The sequence below is a fragment of the Clostridium folliculivorans genome (assembly GCF_024341905.1).
Classification (GTDB): domain Bacteria; phylum Bacillota; class Clostridia; order Clostridiales; family Clostridiaceae; genus Clostridium_AR; species Clostridium_AR folliculivorans.
Genome location: NZ_BQXY01000006.1, coordinates 289,947 through 311,469, shown reverse-complemented (window position 1 = coordinate 311,469; position 21,523 = coordinate 289,947). Strand labels below are relative to the sequence as shown.

Below are 21,523 nucleotides of genomic sequence, written 5' to 3'. Positions count from 1 at the left end.
AATTAAAATTAATGTAACCCTTTGTTATCTATCTTCCCATATCGGTTAAATATTCATTTATTTCTGCTGCACCACTTTCACTTACAAGGATATGAAGGAAATCTCCTGAAGAAATTATGGTATCTCCTCTAGGGATTATTTCTTGCTCGCCTTTCTTTATTGCTACAACTAAACACTTTTCAGGCAAGCTTAGATCTTTTATTTGCTTTCCTTCTATTTCAGAGTCCATAAATACTGGTATTTCTAAAATAATCTTATTTGCATAATCTTCCGATTGATTATGATTACCTTCATTTTTAAGAATTCTTTGAAGTAGCGATTCATATATAGGCTCAGACCTTAATAAATCTGCTACAATATAAGCTACAATTGATACAATGCTCAAAGATAATAGATGAGTAAGAGAACCTGTCATTTCCGTTATCAGTATACTTCCTGTAATTGGTGCTCTTACAATAGCTGCAAAATATCCAGCCATAGCTAATATTACAAAATTATTTATATACATCGGATTTAAATAAAAAAAGTGAACAAGTACCTTTCCATAAATACTTCCTGTAAGAGCTCCTAGTACTAATAAGGGGAAGAATATGCCCCCGGGAGCTCCAGACCCAAAACTTATCATAGAATATAAAAATTTTATTACTAAAATTACAACAAGCATCTTCATTGTAAAATTGCCTGATATCAATTCATTTATTATGGAGTGTCCTCCACCTAAAGCAACTGGTAAAACTATCATTAGTATTCCCGCCAATATAAATGGTATCACCATTTTAAACTTTGCTGGAAGCCACTTTTGATTTTCATATATCTTTAACGTCTTAATAAGAGTATAGTTATATACTACTCCAAACATACCGACTATAATACCCAATACTATTATATACCCATAGGTATCCAATGGCAGCAAAGTTATATGTTGAAAGTTAAACACTGGACTTAACCCAAAGAAATATCTTGAAACTACGTCTGCTGTCAAAGACGCAGACATTGCTGATAATAAAACTAAAGGGGAAAAATGTTTATGCACTTCCTCTAATGCAAACATCACTCCAGCAAGAGGTGCATTAAAAGCCGCTGATAGCCCCGCACTAGCTCCACTTGTAATAAGATATCTTTCCTCAACCTTAAGTCTTTTAAATATTCTACTGAATCCTTGTCCAACTGCAGCTCCTAGTTGAATGGAAGGGCCCTCACGTCCTAATGAAAGGCCTGCTCCTATAGATATTACTCCGCCAATAAATTTTTTAATAATCACAGGTAACCATTTCATCTTAAGTCTTCCACGTAGTACTGCTTCTACTTGAGGAATACCACTACCGCTTATCATAGGTTCATCTTGTACCATTTTTCCTACAATTACTGCACAGATTATTAGTGCTAAAAACCATATAATATCTACTAATAAATTTGAAGAGTGAGCTACTATTAATTTATTTCTAAATTCCTCAGCTTTTTCTAGAGCTACCCTATAAAACACAACCAATAAGCCTGAAAAAACACCTACAATAATACCTTCTAGCATGATTTTAATCTTAAAGTCTTGCCAGTGAGATATAGTATTGTAGGCATTATTTTTATTATTATCCGTCATTAATATTCATCTCCATTTATAATTATGAAAATACTTTTACATTATAGTACTTAATTTATCATAACGCAACGGACGGGTATTAAGATGATATTTATCCTATTTTATTTACAAACACAAAAAGGACTGTTCCATTAACAAATCAAGTTCATGAGACAATCCTTTTATTAGTTTACAATCTTACAAATGTATTATCTATATATAATTTTACAATATTATATCCACCCTTGACTTTAGCAAAACCTTATAGATATTAAGTTAATAATAACTTGATTATTTCGTCCTTATAAGTAATCTCAATATTACTATTAAGTATAGTCATACTAGGTTTAAACTTCCATAACTCATCAAAAGTATTTTCATCAGGATGAGCCAACACCGCTGTAGCAAACAGACGCTCGCCTTCATCAACAGAGGCATATAATCCTGGAATTCTCATTCTGCTTGGATACATAACGTTAGAATTTGGAGGCGTATACTTACATAATACCTCTCTGTTATTAAGTAAATCTACTATTGCTGAAACTCCATTTTCTCCCTTACAGATAAAATACTCTTTCTCTATACATATATCTCGTAATTCAGATGCTATTACCGGAAATCCTCCTTCTATGATATCAAGCTTTCTCTTAGTATTAATTTTATGGACTCTTATATGCCATTGCCCCAAAGCAACTAACCAGGTTTGTACCCTGACATTTTCCCAAGGATGCCACTCTGAAAAAATAGTATTTCCTTCTATTTTAATCTTATCGCATCTACGTCTAGTTCTATAGTAATTGTCTCTTTCACTAAACGCTAAACAAGAATCAAAGGCGAATTTTTCTATGCCATAGTTATCTTTAGATATGTTAAAGCCAAAGTGATTGGAATATGCAAACTTTGTATACTTCTCCTGCGTATGATTAGGTTCAAAATCTGCATATTGTCCTGAAGTTATACAAAACACATGTTTTGAACCTTCATCGTGATTTAATATCATAAATGCAGGCTTTATTACATGTATTTCTTCAATTCTTGGCAATGGTTCTTCTTTCGCTTGCCAAAATTCACTATCTTCCTTCAGTGCCAATATCAGAAAACTTTTAAAAGCCCAATAAGGAGATCCTGGTGCATTATACTCTTCAGCCATAGATATATTTCCATACCCATATCCAATGGTTAATAATCCATCATCAGAAAGTATAGGTTGCTTTATCCACCATCTTAAATGTCTTAGTATAATCCCCTTCATTACGCCTAACGAATAAGGCCTTAAATCTGCATTTACCATAGCACTCCAAAAAGCACACTGTGCAAATCTGTAAGTTAAACTTCTTCCAAAAGGCAATGCTTTTCCTTCCTTATCAAACCAGTAAATAAAATCTTTCGCGAAGATATATGCTCTTCTCTTAAATATTTTAGATCTATCAGAATCCTCATTCTTCATAGCCTTAGCATATATAAGACCATAAAAATGCATTGCGAAGGATATATAGTAATCCCTTTGGTTAGTTAATCCATCTGAATACCAGCCATCACCTATATAAAATTCTTCAACTCGTTCCAAGCTATCTTCTAAAACCTTTTTATTAAAATTCCATCCTACTTTTTTTAGCCCTATAGAAACAAGTATTCTAAAAAAATGCCAGTTGTTATCAGGAACTTCCCTCTGTATCTCTACACTAAGCCAATTTAAAAAATTTGCTTTTTCTTTTTCATTGAAATAAGCTAACAACTTATCCCCAGCCATTATTAGCCCTACACCATAGACGGCCATTTCAACTAACTTTTGAGAATAATCTTTAACTTCACCCCAATATTCCTTATGATTGGGATTAGTACCATTTTTAATTCCTTCAATAAAGTAGCCTAGTTCTTTTAATTCTTCTCCACTTGCCAAACTAAAGAACACTGCCCACAAAGGTCTTGAAAAAGCCTCAAACCCAGCAACTTTTTTGCCATAGTGAGCTTCTGTAACTCCAAAATTCAAGTATGCATTCCCTTCTGAAAACTTACTCATAATCGGTTTTAAAAATTCTTCTGTCAATTTTACTAAATCAGATCTATTTTCTATAGTACTCATAGAATCCCCCTTATTTTTCTAAACCCTTTATAAACCCCTTTCAAACTTTTTAATTACCACATGAAAAGATCTTTATTTAATAGCCTCAATACACCTTCTATAAAGAAATAGTCTCCATAAATCAGCTTAACATGCTGCCCATTTTCATCGTGATAAGCAACAGTTCCATGGCTAACTATAGAATCTCTATCAATATCCCAATCACAGCATTTATCTTCTATAGCTTTTAGTATAGATATAGCTGAGTTCACATAGAAATCCTTTTCAAATTCTGGAACACCCTCTGCTATTTCAAGTAAGCCACAGGCTGCGCAAACACCTGCTGTAGTATCAAATTTCACTGGCTCTTTTGGAGAACGAAAATCACAAAGCGGAATATTACCTGTGTTAGCTACATTAGCAATGAAATAGTGAGCTATCTTTTTAGCAGTTTCAAGATAAACTTCATTCTTTGTATGATGGTAACTTAAAGCAAATCCGTAAATAGCCCAAGCCTGTCCTCTTGACCAAGAAGAACCAGTTTCAAATCCTTGCCCTGCAGGATTATCAATCAGCTCTCCTGTAAATGGATCTAAAATAACAATATGATTACAAGAGCCATCCTCTCTAACTATTTTCTTTCTTACGGTTTCAGCGTGCTCTTCCGCTATGAATTTAAATCTCGGATCATCAAAGGTTTCACTTGCCCAATATAGTATTGGAATATTCATCATGCTGTCCACTATAACCCACCCAGTATGATCACTATTCCATGATCTAATAAACTTTCCCCTAAGGTTATATCTGCCAGCCAGTAAATTTGCTGCATGTAAGCCTCTAATTTTCGACTTTTCATTTGCAGTAAGCCTATAGTTTGCTATAGAGCAGTGAAGCCAAGTAAAACCTACATCATGATGCAATCCATCAAAGCTTTCAAAAGCTTTATCTAATCTTTTTTCTACTTTCTCAGCAACTATTTTATATTTTTCTTCTTTGGTTGCATTATATATTTGCCATAGTATTCCACTCCAAAATCCATTTGTCCACCACGTAATATCTCTTTCCCCCATATCATCGTATACTCCATTTTCTGAAATATAAGGTATAATATCACCTATTCGTTGACATTGAGCATACATCTTATACTGAATTTTATCAAAGGTTCTCTCTAACCATATCTTATCTTCACTATTCAATTTATAATCCATAATATTAAATTCCCTTCTACAATGTATTTCACTTCTAAATTATAAGATTGTTTCAGGTATTTACAATGTCACTTTTTTTAGATTTGCAGTGCTTTTTCAATATATTTAAATAAAACCTTTATACTTTCATTTGCAGTAAAAAAAGTCAACTTTATTCAGTTGACTTTTCACTAACTTACTTTCAGTATTTTTTTGGCATTGTTCACGTAGGATAGTTTCTTTAATAAAATTAAGCCTTCTTCTATCTCACCTTCTGTATATCCATCAACTAACAGACCTATCTCATTATCGAATATATCAATAAACTCAGCAGCTAAAAATCTATCATTCAATTCCTTAATAAGATTTTCCTTATTATCTGTATGAATTCTAATAAGACTTTGAACTCTTTCTTTTAGATTTGACTCTAAATTAAACTTATCTTCTGAGAAGCTATTTATTACAATGCTATTTTTATTAAAAGCTAGATCAATAATATCTCCATATACAGCTGATGCTGTAGGAAGCATACCTGCTCCACTACCTTTAAATACTAATTCACCAACAGCATCTCCACTAACAATAACTGAATTAACTTCATTGTTTACTCTGTAAAAATCAGATTCACTATCTATCAAAACTGGTTTTACAGAAGCAAAAACCTTATTTTCTTCCTTTCTACTATAAGATAATAACTTTATTTTACAGTTTGCTCTCTTTGCATATGCAAAATCCTTACTATCTATAGTTGTTATACCTTCTACCTCTATATCCTTCCAAAAAACTCTCTTTTTAAAGGCTAAGGTGGAAAGGATAGCAAGCTTTCTAGCAGCATCATATCCTAATACATCTGAATCGGGATTCGCTTCAGCAAAACCTAGCACTTGTGCTTCTCTAAGAGCTTCTTCATATTCTACACCTTCTTCATACATCTTCGAAAGTATAAAATTAGTAGTCCCATTTATTATACCTTTTACACTTCTTATATCATTACCACTTAAGGATTCAGTAAGAGGTTTTATAATTGGTATTCCCCCTGCAACTGAAGCTTCAAATTTTAACGAAACTCTGTTATCCTTTGCTAATTGAAAAAGCTCATCACCATATTCTGCAATCAAATCCTTGTTAGCAGTAACCACATGTTTTCCAAGTGCTAAAGCTCTCTTTACATATTGGTAAGCAGGATTTATTCCCCCAATAACCTCTACGAGTATATCCCACTCCTTAGAAAAGACGTCCTCAAAATCATCTGTTATCTTGTCACTTAATTTTTTCTTAAGATGCTTTTCTTTATGTTTTACTAATATTGTTTCAACTTGGATTTCAGCTTCTCCATCTCTATTCTTGTTTTTTTCTATTAATTCTATAAGTCCTGTTCCAACCACACCATAACCTAATACCGCTATCTTTTTCATATAAGCCTCCCTTTTCATTAAAATCCTACTATAAAATTTTTAAGCCAGTTATCATATAACCTTATTCCATCTTCTTTCCAGCTTTCAATTATGTCATTGTACGGATCATTCTTTACAAAATAATTTTTTGGTATATCTATAGGTAATCCCTTGTTCAAATCTCTAAAATACTCATTTTTCAAAGTTTCCTTATGATATTCGCAATGCCCTAGTATATATAAAGAATTGTCATCAATTATTACATATTCTCCTGCCTCATCTGATTTTGCTATAACCTTTAAAGCCTTACAAGCTTCTACATCTGCACTTACTAGTTTTGTATGTCTAGAATGAGGAGCAAAAAGATCATTGCTTATACCTTCTAGAATCCAGTGGTTTTCTAATTTTTTATGGTCAAATATCCCAAAAACTTTTCTATCACAAAGTTCTTTACGAATTCCATGATAATGATTTAATGCCGCTTGAGCTCCCCAACATATAAATATGGACTTCTTATTATTCTCCTTAGCAAAGTTTAGTATTTCATTTAACTCATCTATATAAGATACTTCTTCGAAATCTAATTTTTCTACTGGTGCTCCTGTTACAATTAAACAATCCAATTCATTTTTAATATCATTAAAAGCTTCATAATTTTCAATTAAGTATTCTTTTGGAACAGACTTGCATTCATGTGTAACAAGCCTTATAAACTTAACCTCTATACTTAAAGAAGTTCTAGATAGCAATTCTAAAAGCTGCCTTTCTGTTTCATACTTATTTGGCATTAAATTTAGAATTCCTATTTTAGGTAAGTTCTTTTCAACTCTGTCTATTACAATATTTTTATTATATTTTATTAAATCTGCTCCCATTAATTTTGATTTACAGTATATAGTCATACCTGCCTTACCTCCCCAAATTTGAAATCTATATAAAATAGTAAAATAAAAGACCACCTAATATGATTTCAAAAAATCATAGGTAGTCTTCTATCATAAAATAATCCGTTATAGATGTACCACTTCGTAATAAAACTTATATTTCAAAATCCTCTCGCCAAAAGCCGTGAGAGTTTTAAAAATAGATTTCAATTCGAACTAGTATATCTCTAAAACTATCTCTATTGAAAAATGCTGAATAAAAAATAAAAGCTATTTTTCTATAGAGATAGAGAAATAGCTTAAAAAACATTGCAAATATACAATTTCAATGTGTTTAGCATATATCTATTATCTCTCAGGAATATAATCCTGCAGGATTTAGCACAATTCTAGCTAATGACTGCTAGCTGTTGCTAGGCTTCAAAGGGCCAGTCCCTCCACCGTTCTTGATAAAAGACCTAAATATTCAATTATGTTTGCTATAATTATACAAGAAAAGTCTATAGGTTCAAATATCCAATTAAGATAATAGGAGTAAACCCACTAGACCTTAACTGCGGTTTTCTCCTATTATCTCTATTTCTTATCACTTTTCTCTTTTTTTCTATTATTTTCTTTAATTACTATTCTTATCTGTTTGCTCAGTTTTTTCACTTTCACACTTTTTTTCTTGAGCTTTTTCTGTCTCCTTACATTTAAAACATTCTTTGTCTGTATATTCTTCTAATACCTTTTCCATGTTTTGTGTATCATAATCATTTTCTATAATAAATGGAACAGATATAACAGCTATGTTTCTTCTCTTAAGTAATGTACTTCTCAAGAACATTGCAGTTTGGTTATGAAGTGCATTTCCCCACCATTTTTCTGCATTAAACTGAGGGATAACAACAGTAACCATATCTTTTTTGCTTTGTCTAAAGTCACCATTCTCTATAAAATCTACTAATGGATTAACAACTTCTCTATAATCAACTTCTCTCACTATAAGTGGAATTCCCATTTCATATTTATCCCACTTTTCTTGAAGCTTTGCTGTTTCTTCTTCATCTGTAGATGCATGGAAAGCAGTTATATCATCAGATAAACATTTTGCATAGTTTATTGTCTTTACAACAGCCTCATTTAAAGCTCCTACTGGAACTATAAATCTTTTAGCAGCATTACTATTAAACACTGGGAAGTAGTTATTATCTAAGCTTAGTTGTCTAGCCACTTTAGCGTAATGTCTTCTTATTCTCTTCATAAGAAGCATTAACGATGGGATAAGTATTATAACGACCCATGCTCCATGCTTAAACTTAACTATAGATATCACGATCAAAGTTATAAATGTTATTGTAGCTCCTAAACCATTTATAAAAGCTTTATGCTTCCAACCTGGTGCTTTTGTTCTGATCCATCTCATTACCATACCACTTTGGGATAAAGTAAATGATATAAATACACCAATCGCATATAGAGGCAACATTAAGTGATTTTCACCCTTAAATACAATAACCAATATAGCAGCAGCAACTGCAAGTAATATTATACCATTAGAGAAACTTAATCTATCTCCTCTTTTAGCAAACTGTCTTGGTGCAAATCCATCTTTAGCTATAAAGGAAAGCAGCAATGGAAAATCTGAAAATGCTGTATTTGCAGCCATTATAAGAATTAAAGTAGTAGCAAATTGCATCACGAAGAACAATAAACTATTTTGTCCAAAAACTTGACCAGCAATCTGAGATATAACTGTTCTATCTCCACCTGCTGTTGTATGATAAATTGTTGATAGGTAAGACACACCGCCAAATATAACAACAACTATTAAAAACAATAAACTTAGTACCCTTTTCGCATTCTTAGTTGCAGGTGCTTTGAAGTTAGCAACTCCATCACTAACAGCTTCTATACCTGTAAGAGCTGTACAACCTGCTGCGAAAGCTCTCAAGAACAAGAATAATGTCATATCACCAATTGTGTTTTGCATTTGTGCTACTTGAGCTGTCTCAATCGGAACATATCCGTATATAAGATATTTAATAACACCAACTGCTATCATTAATAAACTAATAAACAAGAAGAAATATGTAGGTATGCTGAATAACTTAGCTGATTCCCTAACTCCTCTTAAATTACCAACAGTCATTATAGTTATTATAAGTAAAGTTAACGGAACTCTAAATTCTAAAAGTACCGGAAATGCTGAAGTTATAGCAGCAACACCAGCAGTGGAACTTACTGCCACAGTCAATATATAATCTGTGGTTAGTGACGCACCAGCCAATAAACTTGGTGTTACACCTAAGTTCTCCCTTGAAACTATATATGAACCTCCACCTTTAGGATAACTGTCAATTGTTTGTCTATAAGAAAAAATCAAAATACATAATAATGCAATTATTGCCGCAGTAACATATATCAAATACTTGTATGAAAGTATCCCCATTACTGGAATGAGTACTATAAGTATTTCTTCACAAGCATATGCAACTGAAGAAATTGCATCAGATGATAATATTGGCAGACCTCTGAATACACTAAACTTTTCATGTGTGATTTGTGATGATTTTAAGGGCTCACCAATTACCTTCCTTTTTATCTTTTCCATAAGTATCCTCTCCCGAAAATATTTCTAAATTATTAATGGAACAATTTTGTATTATATCAGTGTGAGTTCTAAGCTTCAAACTGCTTAAATTGATTTAAATTCATAATATATTAACATATTGCAAGATGTAATGATTCTATTTATGCTAATTACCCTTTTATAGTCGAAAACCGTCTAATAACGCCAAATTTAGCATGTACTATTTTTTTGTATTCTCATAATTTTAAAGTAAATAATCTTATTTAAATTGACATATATTATATGCCAACACACTTTTCTCATAAATGAAAACATTTAACCGGTTGGTATAAGCCAGTTGTACTTTTTTATAAACTTATTATATAATTAAATAATTAATAAAACTCGTTCATTTTTAAGATAATAATATTAATTTAATTTTCTTTTATATAAGAAATATAATTAAGAGTAAGTGTCTTTATTTTATGTAAAATATTAAAAATTATTTATCTTAACTATATAATGTAGCATTCTTAACTGATTTCATAAAAAAGAGGTGATACGTATATGATTATTTATTTAATAAGACATGGGCAGACAGAATGGAATCAAAGCTTTAGATATCAAGGAAGTAAAGATGAGGAATTAAATTCTAAAGGACTAGAACAAGCTAATAATGTTGCTGAGACTTTAGAAAATTGTGATATAAAAAAAATATATTCAAGCCCTTTAAAAAGAGCTCTTAAAACTTCAGAACCTCTTGCTAAGAAGCTCAATATTAATGTAGATATTATAAATGAATTTAAAGAGATTAATCTTGGACAATGGGAAGGAAAAACATGGGATGAAATAAAAGTTGAGTATAAAGAATTTTTAGAAACTTGGTCAAAAGACATTGCAGGTATTGCTCCACCTGAGGGCGAATCTTATCTAGAGCTTAAAGAAAGAGTTTTTAAGGCACTCTATTCTCTTTTGCCTAACAATAATAGTAATATAGTTATGGTGTCTCATGGTGCCGTTATTAAAGTCATCTTATGTACTATTTTGCAAATACCTCTTCAAAATAGAGCCGCACTAGATATCCCAAACGGTAGTATAAGCGTGATAGAATACGTTGAAGATAAAAATTCCTTTAAGGTTTTAGCTGTAAATTCAAACTATAACTTTACTGAAAATTAGAATTCTCTGTAAAAACAGCCTAATGATTGTTCTAAATCATTAGGCTGTTTCTATAAGTTTAATAATATCTTATTAATTTCTTCACTTACATTTTTTCTTTCTTCATACACCCACTCTTCATCAAATTCAAGCTTAAAACTTCTTGAGAACGAGTAATATAAGTTGATTTTTTGATAATAATTTTCCAGTTCTTTTAAATCATAAAACTTGAGACCTGGCTTTGTCAGTGTATCGATTTTAGCAACAAAATGTTCATCCACATAATTTATAAAAGCTTTCATTATATCCTCGTTTGATATATCTATAGGAATTCTCATAAGCTTCCATTGCTTTTCTTCTGGTATCTTATAGCTTTTTACTGCATCAAGAATAACTAAATATTCACTAACATCCATTTTTCTATAATAGTGTATCTTTTCTTTTTTTGTACTCCACAATGCTAATTTTTCTCTTAAAGATAAGCTTTTTATTTTTAATATTTCTTCACTTGGTCCTAAAACTGCTTCTTCTATTACTTGGTCTTCTACTAAAAGATTTTCTTCAATAAAATTCTGGTTATTTCCACTGCAAGCAACGAAACCTTCATCATAAATTCCTTTTCTTCCTGCTCTACCACCTATTTGCTTTACTTCCTGACTTTTAAGGAATCTAATTTCATTTCCATCAAACTTCTTTATATCCATGAATACAATTCTCTTTATTGGAAGGTTAACGCCCATGCCTATAGCATCAGTAGATATCAATATCTTACTGCTGCCACTTATAAAGCTTTCATATTGCTTTCTTCTTACTTCAGGAGGAAGATCTCCATATATCAAGCTTGCCCTCATACCTAAAGAAGAATAATGCATACCAAGCTCTAGTACTCTCTTTTTTGAAAATACAACAAGTGCATCACCTGGATTGATATCTTTTAATGTGAAAGCTTTCTCATCCACTATCAAAGGAATCTGTCTTTTATATTCGATTATCTCATATTCATCTTCGCAATCTTCAAGTATTTCAAGTAGAAGCTCTTTTGAATTTTTTGCGCCGCAGACATGTATTTCCTTGCATCTAAGCCCAAGCAACGCTCGAGTCCAGGCAGCCCCTCTCTGATCATCATCTATCATCTGAATTTCATCTATTATAGCTATCTCATATTGTTCATTTATATCAAGTTTCTCTATTGTGCAAGAAATATGTTTCGCATCTTCATGTATTATTTCTTCCTCACCAGTCATAAGGTTGCACTTTATGCCTTCGTTATTAAGTCTTTCATAATTTTCCAATGCCAGTATTCTTAGCGGAGACAAGTATATCCCTTTTTCACATTGTTTTAATCTTTGCATTGAATTATAGGTTTTTCCAGTATTAGTGTCCCCAAGATGTAAAAATATCCTTCTTTTCATAGCTCTAGCTCTTCTGTATTCATCCTTGGGATTTCTAGGAAAGACTTCATCAAACTCTTCTGATATTATCTTTGGTATATGCTCTGCAATAAGAACACTTATAATTCCTGAGCTAACATAGCTTTCAAAATTATTTCTTACAATAGAATAAAAATCGAAAGACGAATTATTCTTTTTATTATAATCATCAAGAAGTCTCTCAGAAATATAATTTAAAACATCTACATATCCTTCATATACTTTATCATAATCTCTAAGTTCTTCTCTTCTAAACTGACTTAGCTCCTTAATCTTTTTTCTAACTGAAGCTTCATGTTCCCATAATGCATTAGTTTTAGTATGTCTTACTATTTCATCAATTTGTTGAATTTGATTCTTTATCTTTCTAAAATTTCTCTCATCTGCTCTCTTCATTTAATTCACCCCTATACTGACGTCAAAACCCGCATATTTCCTATAACTTTTTATCTTTTTATCTTTTGATCTTTTTATATTTTTATATTTGTACTTTCTTATCTTGTTATATTGTTATCTTTTATAAATATTTAATTGCTCATTTACTACTTTACTCAAATATTTATGTTACCACTATCCCACTTTGTATATATAGATATCCCAGTTCTATAAATTAAAAATGTATTAGATATCAACTTGACTATTAATGGTATATAACTTGCTTTATAAATTCTACTTGGAACTAGTTTATCTATAAATACCTAGCAACTGTTTCAATACTATTTTATCAAGTTTTCCCATTAGAAAGCAACTTCATGTATTCACTAACGGATATACTTTTTATATTCTTACTCTAATCTTTAAGACATAGATTAAGCTATGCTTTAAAACTAATAATATTATTAAACACAAACAATAATTTCACTGTAGTTCTAATTTTCCACAAACTTAAACTTTCAATACAATTAAACGCATTAATTCTATAAAAACTTAAAGCTTGGTGCTGAAATTAAGTAGTTATTCATCTGAAAAAATCATTTAATTCTAACAGCTCGCTTATATAGCATCTTATGCATAACCACTTAATTTCAATAACAATACTCTTAAATATAAGTTTAGGCTGAGAAAAGATTCTCAGCCTAAATTTTAATTATTCTTCTATTATTCACAAAGATATCTTCCCATTAGCACTCCCATGACTGATGCCATCATAAGCCCTCTTGTCCATCCACTAGAGTCTCCTAAGCAATGAAGATTTTTTATATTAGTTTCAAATTTTTCATCTAAAGTAATCTTATTGCTATAAAACTTTATCTCTGGTCCATATAATAAAGTTTCACTACTTGCAAAACCTGGCACTACAACATTCATAGCTTGGATAAAGTTAAGTATATTAGTCATAGTTCTATAAGGTATAGCTGAGGTTAAATCCCCTGCTACAGCATCTGGCAATGTATATCTTACATTTGATCTATCCAGTTCATAGTCCCAAGTTCTCTTTCCGTCTAATATATCCCCATATCTTTGAACTAAAATCTTTCCATTGCCAAGCATGTTTACAAGTTGAGCTACCTTTTTACCATATTCTATCGGTTGATTGAATGGTTTTGAAAAATTATGAGAACTTAGTATAGCTAAGTTTGTATTGTTTGATTTCTTTTCCTTAAATGAATGACCATTAACTATTGCTAGATTGTCATCATAATTTTCTTGAGCAACAAAACCACCAGGATTTTGGCAGAAGGTTCTAACTTTATTTTTAAAAGGTGCTGGATAGCCAATGAGTTTTGATTCATAAAGAACTTCATTAACTTTTTCCATTACCTCATTTCTTAGTTCTACACGAACTCCTATGTCTACAGTTCCAGCATAATGGTTTATGTCATGTTTAACACACATATCATTAAGCCAGTCAGCACCTTTTCTTCCAGTACCAACAATAATCTTATCCCCAAATATCTCTTCATTCTTTAATCTTGTCAAAGCGTCAGTTAACTTAATACCTTTAGCTTCCCCATCTTCTATTATCAAATCAGTCACTAATGTATCAAATCTTATTTCTATTCCTGCATCTATTAAATAGTTTTCTATTCTATAGTAAAGTTCATGAGCTTTTTCAGTTCCAAGGTGTCTAATAGGACAATCTACTAGTTTTAATCCTGCTTCTATAGCTTTTCTTCTTATTTCCTTTACTTCTTCCTCATGACCAAGTCCTTCAATTTTAGGATCAGCTCCAAATTCCAAATATATATTATCAGTATAATCTATAAATTCTTGAGCTACATTTGTTCCTATAAGTTCTGGCAGATCTCCACCAACCTCATAACTTAGAGACAACTTTCCATCTGAAAAAGCCCCTGCCCCAGAAAACCCTGTAGTTATATGACAATAAGGCTTGCAATTTACACAGTATTTTGTTTTTTCTTTCGGGCAATGTCTCTTATCTACACTTTTTCCTTTTTCAACAATTAAGATTTTCTTATCTTTATTTTGTCTTACTAGTTCCAATGCTGTAAATACTCCCGATGGGCCTGCACCTACAATAATGATATCATATTTCATAATAACCATCCTCCTCAAAATAACTGATGACTGTGTTTTTGGATGTACCACTTCGATCCGAAATCTATTTTTAAAACTCCGCTAGATTCCGAGAGAAGTTTTGAAAATATAAATTTAATTATGAAGTGGTTCATCTATATAACACTTATAGCCAAGAGCTTTTTACGGTAGCTCGGTAGATACATCTAGCCCATATTACTAGATTTATATAAGTGAACATTATTTAACTTATTAGCAATAATATTCTTCCCAATACGAAAGTTTACAATAAAATATCAAAAAATACAACAGTTTTATTTAACAATAAATGTTAACTTTTTATTACCAAATAACTAATTATTTATTCTTCTTCAAGTACTAATCCATCTATTTTTCCTTTATTTAAAAGTTTATTTACTTTCCTGTATTTCTTACTTTTAAACACTATATCAAACTCATAATCTTCGGGATAAAGCTCACCTTTACTAATATATTTAGAAAGTCTCTTTTTGTTAATCTTTATTTTCTTTTTCATTACCATTACACCGTATTCACCTTTTGAATTTTCTTGTTCGCATACTATGCCTGTTCTATTCATAAAGCTAATAAATACTGAATCGCCTATTTCAAAAAGGGGCTTCTGACTTTGTTTTTGTATCTCTATCTTTCTATTGATCTTGTTAGAAGATTTTATATTTGAAACTTGTTGATAATGTCTTTCCTTCTCTTCTTCCACCTCATCTTTTTGTAGAACCTTTTGGTCAAAAAATATACCAGCATAATCTTTATTTTCCTTGTAAGTTACTTCATGTGCTCTTTCTATTATTTTGTTATCCATTCCTAGTCTAAGCGCTATTAAAAACGCATTACTTTCACCAGGTTTTCCTATATTAAGTTTATACTTTGGCTTAAGAGTATTTATATCAAATTCCATTGAACCATTTATAAAACCTTTATGATCTTTAGCAAAATCCTTTATTTCATTATAGTGCGTAGTAGCACAGATAATTGAGCCTTTCTCATAAAGTCTTTCTAATACAGCTACAGCTATGCCCATACCTTCTCCCGGATCCGTTCCTGACCCAACTTCGTCTAATATTACCAAGGTATATTTATCTGCCATATCTAGAATAGATATAATATTTTTTATATGGGAAGAAAAAGTACTTAAGCTCTGTTCAATGCTCTGCCAATCACCTATATCTGCTAATATATCTCCTAACATCGCAAACTCACTATTTTTACCTGCGGAAACATGAAGCCCTGACTGAGCCATCATGCTTAACAGACCAACTGTCTTTAAGGCTACAGTTTTTCCACCTGTATTAGGTCCTGTAATTACAAGTCCTTTATAGGCTTCACCGATAGCGAAATCTAAAGGAATAGCATTATTTCCAAGCAGTGGGTGCCTTCCTGCGTTTATCTTTATTATATTTTGAGAATTGAAGCTAACCTCATTTCCATTTATAGACTTACTATATCTTCCTTTTGCAAATAGAAAATCATAATAGCTCATTCCATCGATATTTATATTTAGCTCTCGTTCATAGGATGCAACCCTAGCAGTAAGCTCTGACAGAATTCTATACACTTCTTTTTCTTCTTCAAACTTTTCACCCTCAAGTTCATCTTGGTATTTCTTTACTTCAGCTGGCTCAATAAATACAGTAGATCCACTTTGAGACTTATCATGAACACTGCCATCAAAATTTCTCTTGTGCTCACTTTTAATAGGAATAACATATCTTCCATTTCTTTGACTTACTAATGAGTCTTGAATATAACTTTTGTATTTATCATTTCTTAAGATATTATCTAACTTAGATTTAATTCTCTCTTCTAAAATAAATATCTTTTTTCTTATCTTTTGAAGCTTATTGCTCGCTCTATCATCTACCATGCCCCTAGAAATTGATTGTTCAATTTCCTGTTCTACCTCTTCCATTTCATATAGGGATAAACCATAGGAACTTACTGATGGCGCCACTTGTTCTTTTGTTTTCATAAAGTTCTTAAGCCTTCTTACATCTTTTAATAAATTACCTATAGACTCAAGCTCTTCAGCAGAAAGTATCATCCCCTTTTTAAGCTTTTCTTGAATAATAGTTATTCCTTTTAAACTATGAATCGGAATACTTGAACTTATATTTACTATTTCTCTTGCCTCTGTTGTTTCTCTCATATGTCTTTTAGCAATGTTTATATTCATATATGGTTCTAACTTATCTATCTTTTCTTTAGCCAAATCTGATAATGCGAATTCCTTTAATAATTCTTTTATTTTATTAAACTCTAATATTTCAACTGCTTTATTATTCAACTTTTATTCCTCCAATATTTTTAAAGTTTCTATCTTCTCTTTCCCCATTAATTTGTTTACCTACAATGCTCATATCTCATTCCTCCTAGGATTTTGTTTAATATTTAACTTAAAGTTTTTGTAATCTTTATGAAACAAAAAGCACTAATCTGAATTTCATTTGCAATTTTTAGACAATAATAAAACAATTTATATAGCTTTTAATTTTCTATAGATGTACCATTTCGAACCGCAATCTATTTTTAAAACTCTCACGGCTTCTGGTGATAGAATTTAAAAATAATAAATTTCATTACGAAGTGGTACATCCATATACAGCAAAAAAGCTGCAAGTGAAAAACTTCTTCACTTACAGCTATACATTTCATTATATAAAGGGATAAATTCTTACTAATCTTCCTTACTGATTTCCTTAAATACTTAAAAAGTTGCTGAAGCGGTCTTCTTCAGTGAGCTTTTTTACACATATGCATTTCCAAACGCAAATGAGGAAAATCTGACAGGAGAATAAGTTTTATTTTTTACTGTATAGCCATAAAAATCTTCCGAATTCATTTAAATATCTAGTTTTAGCTAACTCAAAAACTTTATGGTTTTCTTAACAGTAAAAAAAGCTGTGCACAAGCACAGCCACATATACCTTATAAAAGAATGCTGCTTATGATGTTTCACTAAGTCATGTCTAAAACTGCAACACAAATAAGCCTAAAATCAGGCGTTTTTTGCAAAATTTAGACCATATTCAATTTACTTAGTTTGAAACCTCAGCATTCATAAACATTCTCCTTGTTACTTTAAGATAAGTTAATTATAGCATTTGCAAAATGGAAATTTCAACACTTTTTAACCTTATTTTTATAAACTTGGTTCTGGGTCAGCAATCATATTTATTGTTATTTGTCCTAAATTGCTATTATGGCTTATAGTGTTTATTGTTGGCATCACAAACATCCCAATTAATACAGTTGCTAAAACTAACTTTGTAAATTTATTTTTCATTATTAACCACCTCATAAATATATTTATTTAAATTATGTTTAATATCATTGCTAAAATTTAAACATAACCAATATTCTTATTCACTTATCAACATAGGTTTTAATTTATGTAATAACCTAAGACTTTCCTCAATATTTCCTTCTGTTGTGCTAATTTCTATAAGCTTATATAAGGCGTAGGTTCTGCCCTTATCAATATTATTTTTATCTAAAGTATCCAAGAGCATCTGCGCAGCTTCTTTTATCCTTTCTAAATCATTTATAAATTCATATACTTTTATTAAATCTTTATATATTTCAAACAAAACTGCGAATTGTTTGTATTCCTCTGCAAAACTTACAGCTAATTCCAATATCATTATGCTCTCATTATATAGCCCTTGCTTCAAGAATATCTTTCCTTTTGTATCTAAAACAATCGAAATGGACTCTCTGCTTCTTAATTTTTGAGCTCTATCAATATATTTTAAACTTTCTTCAAATTGTTCATTTTTGTAGTGATATTCTGCAATATTATTGTAAATCATCGATAGTGTATCTATATCAGTTTCCTTTAGGGTATTAATTATTATTAGGTATTCGCGAAGAACTTCTTCTTTTTTACCAATCCTTAGATAAGTATTAGCTTTTAATATTCTCGCCTTTAGCAAATCTTCGCTTTCTTCATCTATATCCTTTCCGACAATATTGTTTTCAATGACTTCTAGACACTTCTCATATTCTTTGATTTTTGAATACCCTAAAGCTAAATTGTAACTAGCTTTTATAAAATACAAATCATTCTCTTGTTCTTTTGCATACCATAAGGCTTGACTAAAATAAAAAACTGCCTCTTCATCTTCATTTCTCCTAATTTTACAAACGCCCATAGCATTATAAATATAAGGCTGCAATGAATTTTCATTAATTTCCTTACATTTTCCTAATGAGTTGCTAAAGTTAGTAAAGGCATTCATATAATCTGCTTCAGCAAAATATCTCTCCCCATTAGCCTTATATATATTAATTAATATATCCCTTAACTGATATGTTTTTGCCACTTCTATAATTTCATTAAGCTCTTCATGACTGATTTTATCTTTTGAAAGTTCATTTTCACAGTAAAACCTTGCATCTTCCTCAGGAACTCTATAAAAATATTCATCATCTAGATTTATATTAATAGACATTTCTTTAGCTATCGAATTGAATTTTCTTGCCAATAACTCAGAACTTCTTCTGCTTATTCTTCTTTTGCCACTTTCCATCATACTGATAAATGCTCTAGTCATATTAACATCTTCTAGAAGTGACTGATTAATTCCAAGCTGCTTTCTTATGAGCCTTATTTTTTCGTTAGGATTATAAAAATCCACCTGAACCGCCCCCCATTTTATGTAAAATTAACATTTTTATGTATATATACAATTAATTATATTCCAACTCTCCAAAAAAATCACCATTTATTTATTTATCGGTTAATTATTTTATCATTTTGCTGTTATAATTCTTATTTTTTACTCAGCTTAGCATACATCTTCTTTTTCACACTTTAACTTAATCATTCATAAGTTTTTTTGTGCATCTAAAACATAACTTTCTAAAGAATAAAAAAAGCTATATTAAACTTTTTTAGTTTAATATAGCTTAAATTGGATCTATATTTAAGATTATTGCTCAAATTATGTTGTTATTTTTCTTCACCCTTTATTAGTCTCTTTATATTGGCTTTATGTCTAAATATTAGAAGACCTGCTGCAAACACAGTACAAAGTACCACAGGATTCGGGTATTTAAATAATATAGCAGCTATAATTAATGCCATAGCAAGAATCATGGATCTGATTGAGACTATTGATGTAGCTAACTTTAATATAAAGAAAACCACTGCTGCAGCAATTAATGCTTTAGGAGCTAAGAACAAAAACACTCCTGCTGTTGTATTAACGCCTTTTCCACCTTTAAATTTTAGAAATATAGGATAGTTATGTCCAACTATAGAACTAATACCTATAATAGCAAGTAGTATATTTTTATCAAAATTAATATTTATAATTCCTTTATTTATTAAATAGCTCGATATAGCTACAGGAAGTAATCCCTTTAATATATCAACAACTTGAGTGGCTAGCGATATGTAAGTTCCACCTATTCTTCTTACATTAGTAGAACCTATATTCCCGCTTCCAACTGTTCTTATATCTATTCCTTTAATCTTTTTAACCAATATGTATCCTGTAGGTATAGATCCTGCCAAATATGCTATTAAACTTAAAACCAAAGATATTAAAATGTCCATCAATTCAATTCATTTCCTTTCATTTGTTGTTACATGCAAATATTTGTATTTTGATATATACAGCTCACATTTGAAATTTATAATTAGGTTCTGTTTAAAAACACCTTAGAAATTAAATTCATTAAAACATCTGACTTTAACCAACCTTAGTCCAATATGGCTTTTTAACATTGCCTACAACTAACTTTTTTAAGGAGTTGTTATATCTTTCAGATAATTATACCCTTTATATCTTGATAAATTGACCATTAAATTTATCTACCTTTACTATAATAAATGAAAAATGCTTTTAAGAAAACATTTTTCATTGTTTTTTTTTAATTTTTACGATTATTTTATATACATACAATCCATTTAACAAATTTATATTTAATAACTATTATAATACAGTTCAATTTACAGAATAATAAAAAAGTAACTTAAGTGATTTTCTTCAATATAAAGTAAAAATAGAGCGAACTAATTTTCTTCGCTCTATTTTTATATTTCTATATAATATTTATTTCCCTTAAATATTCATATTTCATAGATTCAGCTTAAGTATACACTGCATTTTACAAGTACTTTTTTACACTAATCAATATTCATACTCTCCTACGTTCTCACAAATAGATATCTTCAAATTCTTATCATCTTGAAGCTTCTTGTAAGAACATAAAAATTCATTTAACTCAACATCTTGGAGATCAATCTTTTTACTACTTTTTAATATGACTATGTCACCTTCCAAGATTAGCTCTAACTCATTTACTTTATTACTAATACTGTAAGTAAGTACACTCTTAGGGACTGTCTTACCTTTATATTTTTCGGTAAAGCTAATAGTTTTTCTTATGGTTTCATAATTTTGACCAGCTCCTAAGTTTCCAACAGAATTAGGATTAATACCTAAAATATTAGCTTGATTTTCTAAAAAGCTAGAATCAAACCCATATCTCTCCATAAGCTTTTTCTGCATATTGAAGAATTTTTCTTGTGAAATATCATTTTCTTCCATATACTTCATTATTTTTGTAGTGAAATCAGCCATAGATAAAGTCCCCTGGGCTACCGAGTAATACAACCCGTAGATATAATCCTCAAACTTATCTACATCCTTATCCTTCGCTTTATTTTTGAGTTCATTAAAATCTACTATCTTATCATCCATTTAACTTCGGCTCCTTCCTAGTGTTCCAAAATATTTATATGAATTTATTGAAAA

Annotated in this window: 14 protein-coding genes and 2 riboswitches; of the genes, 1 reads left to right on the top strand and 13 read right to left on the bottom strand. The window is 30.5% G+C overall.

Annotated elements, in window-relative coordinates; translation table 11 throughout:
• Nucleotides 1–28: 28 nt before the first annotated feature.
• From clcA to OCU55_RS17680, 6 genes are all read right to left on the bottom strand, one after another.
• Nucleotides 29–1,597 (bottom strand): H(+)/Cl(-) exchange transporter ClcA, encoded by a 1,569-nt coding sequence (gene clcA / locus OCU55_RS17705; protein WP_261853616.1) that lies wholly within the window; start codon nt 1,595–1,597, stop codon nt 29–31.
• Nucleotides 1,598–1,847: 250 nt separating this feature from the next.
• Nucleotides 1,848–3,659 (bottom strand): DUF2264 domain-containing protein, encoded by a 1,812-nt coding sequence (locus tag OCU55_RS17700; RefSeq protein ID WP_261853615.1) that lies wholly within the window; start codon nt 3,657–3,659, stop codon nt 1,848–1,850.
• A 53-nt stretch (nt 3,660–3,712) separates the two neighbouring features.
• On the bottom strand, nt 3,713–4,846 hold the full coding sequence (locus tag OCU55_RS17695; protein ID WP_261853614.1) for a glycoside hydrolase family 88 protein: 1,134 nt from the start codon (nt 4,844–4,846) through the stop codon (nt 3,713–3,715).
• Between the two features lie 170 nt (nt 4,847–5,016).
• Nucleotides 5,017–6,240: a homoserine dehydrogenase gene (locus tag OCU55_RS17690; protein ID WP_261853613.1), complete on the bottom strand. Its 1,224-nt coding sequence runs from the start codon at nt 6,238–6,240 to the stop codon at nt 5,017–5,019.
• Nucleotides 6,241–6,257: 17 nt separating this feature from the next.
• Nucleotides 6,258–7,121 (bottom strand): homoserine O-acetyltransferase/O-succinyltransferase family protein, encoded by an 864-nt coding sequence (locus tag OCU55_RS17685; RefSeq protein ID WP_261853612.1) that lies wholly within the window; start codon nt 7,119–7,121, stop codon nt 6,258–6,260.
• Nucleotides 7,122–7,448: 327 nt separating this feature from the next.
• A riboswitch (SAM riboswitch) is annotated at nt 7,449–7,559 on the bottom strand.
• 160 nt (nt 7,560–7,719) lie between these two features.
• Nucleotides 7,720–9,699 carry an APC family permease gene (locus OCU55_RS17680; protein WP_261853611.1) on the bottom strand — a complete coding sequence of 660 codons (1,980 nt, stop codon included), beginning with the start codon at nt 9,697–9,699 and terminating at the stop codon, nt 7,720–7,722.
• 525 nt (nt 9,700–10,224) lie between these two features.
• On the opposite strand from OCU55_RS17680, the gene cobC reads away from it, so the two are divergent.
• Nucleotides 10,225–10,836 (top strand): alpha-ribazole phosphatase, encoded by a 612-nt coding sequence (gene cobC, locus OCU55_RS17675; protein ID WP_261853610.1) that lies wholly within the window; start codon nt 10,225–10,227, stop codon nt 10,834–10,836.
• Nucleotides 10,837–10,886: 50 nt separating this feature from the next.
• Here cobC and OCU55_RS17670 read toward each other — a convergent pair whose 3' ends face one another.
• The 7 genes from OCU55_RS17670 to OCU55_RS17640 all read right to left on the bottom strand — a co-directional run bounded on the left by OCU55_RS17670 (nt 10,887) and on the right by OCU55_RS17640 (nt 21,469).
• Nucleotides 10,887–12,641, bottom strand: coding sequence for a helicase-related protein (locus tag OCU55_RS17670; RefSeq protein ID WP_261853609.1), 1,755 nt, complete (start codon nt 12,639–12,641; stop codon nt 10,887–10,889).
• A 702-nt stretch (nt 12,642–13,343) separates the two neighbouring features.
• Nucleotides 13,344–14,744 (bottom strand): NAD(P)/FAD-dependent oxidoreductase, encoded by a 1,401-nt coding sequence (locus OCU55_RS17665; protein WP_261853608.1) that lies wholly within the window; start codon nt 14,742–14,744, stop codon nt 13,344–13,346.
• Between the two features lie 128 nt (nt 14,745–14,872).
• A riboswitch (purine riboswitch) is annotated at nt 14,873–14,976 on the bottom strand.
• A gap of 108 nt (nt 14,977–15,084) precedes the next feature.
• Nucleotides 15,085–17,043, bottom strand: coding sequence for an endonuclease MutS2 (locus tag OCU55_RS17660; RefSeq protein ID WP_261853607.1), 1,959 nt, complete (start codon nt 17,041–17,043; stop codon nt 15,085–15,087).
• An 855-nt stretch (nt 17,044–17,898) separates the two neighbouring features.
• Complete coding sequence (locus tag OCU55_RS17655; protein ID WP_261853606.1) at nt 17,899–18,042, bottom strand: hypothetical protein; 144 nt, start codon at nt 18,040–18,042, stop codon at nt 17,899–17,901.
• 76 nt (nt 18,043–18,118) lie between these two features.
• Entirely contained in the window at nt 18,119–19,396 is a 1,278-nt protein-coding gene (locus OCU55_RS17650) for a helix-turn-helix domain-containing protein (protein WP_261853605.1), read from the bottom strand.
• Between the two features lie 314 nt (nt 19,397–19,710).
• Complete coding sequence (plsY, locus tag OCU55_RS17645) at nt 19,711–20,313, bottom strand: glycerol-3-phosphate 1-O-acyltransferase PlsY (protein WP_345795600.1); 603 nt, start codon at nt 20,311–20,313, stop codon at nt 19,711–19,713.
• 583 nt (nt 20,314–20,896) lie between these two features.
• Complete coding sequence (locus OCU55_RS17640) at nt 20,897–21,469, bottom strand: DUF3867 domain-containing protein (RefSeq protein ID WP_261853603.1); 573 nt, start codon at nt 21,467–21,469, stop codon at nt 20,897–20,899.
• Between the last annotated feature and the right edge of the window lie 54 nt (nt 21,470–21,523).

Excerpts from the sequence above, each read along its gene's own strand:
- OCU55_RS17695 (WP_261853614.1), bottom strand. The coding sequence starts at position 4,846 with ATGGATTATAAATTGAATAGTGAAGATAAGATATGGTTAGAGAGAACC.
- OCU55_RS17670 (WP_261853609.1), bottom strand. The coding sequence starts at position 12,641 with ATGAAGAGAGCAGATGAGAGAAATTTTAGAAAGATAAAGAATCAAATT.
- OCU55_RS17685 (WP_261853612.1), bottom strand. The coding sequence starts at position 7,121 with ATGACTATATACTGTAAATCAAAATTAATGGGAGCAGATTTAATAAAA.
- OCU55_RS17690 (WP_261853613.1), bottom strand. The coding sequence starts at position 6,240 with ATGAAAAAGATAGCGGTATTAGGTTATGGTGTGGTTGGAACAGGACTT.
- OCU55_RS17655 (WP_261853606.1), bottom strand. The coding sequence starts at position 18,042 with ATGAAAAATAAATTTACAAAGTTAGTTTTAGCAACTGTATTAATTGGG.
- OCU55_RS17700 (WP_261853615.1), bottom strand. The coding sequence starts at position 3,659 with ATGAGTACTATAGAAAATAGATCTGATTTAGTAAAATTGACAGAAGAA.
- OCU55_RS17680 (WP_261853611.1), bottom strand. The coding sequence starts at position 9,699 with ATGGAAAAGATAAAAAGGAAGGTAATTGGTGAGCCCTTAAAATCATCA.
- clcA (WP_261853616.1), bottom strand. The coding sequence starts at position 1,597 with ATGACGGATAATAATAAAAATAATGCCTACAATACTATATCTCACTGG.
- cobC (WP_261853610.1), top strand. The coding sequence starts at position 10,225 with ATGATTATTTATTTAATAAGACATGGGCAGACAGAATGGAATCAAAGC.
- OCU55_RS17665 (WP_261853608.1), bottom strand. The coding sequence starts at position 14,744 with ATGAAATATGATATCATTATTGTAGGTGCAGGCCCATCGGGAGTATTT.
- OCU55_RS17640 (WP_261853603.1), bottom strand. The coding sequence starts at position 21,469 with ATGGATGATAAGATAGTAGATTTTAATGAACTCAAAAATAAAGCGAAG.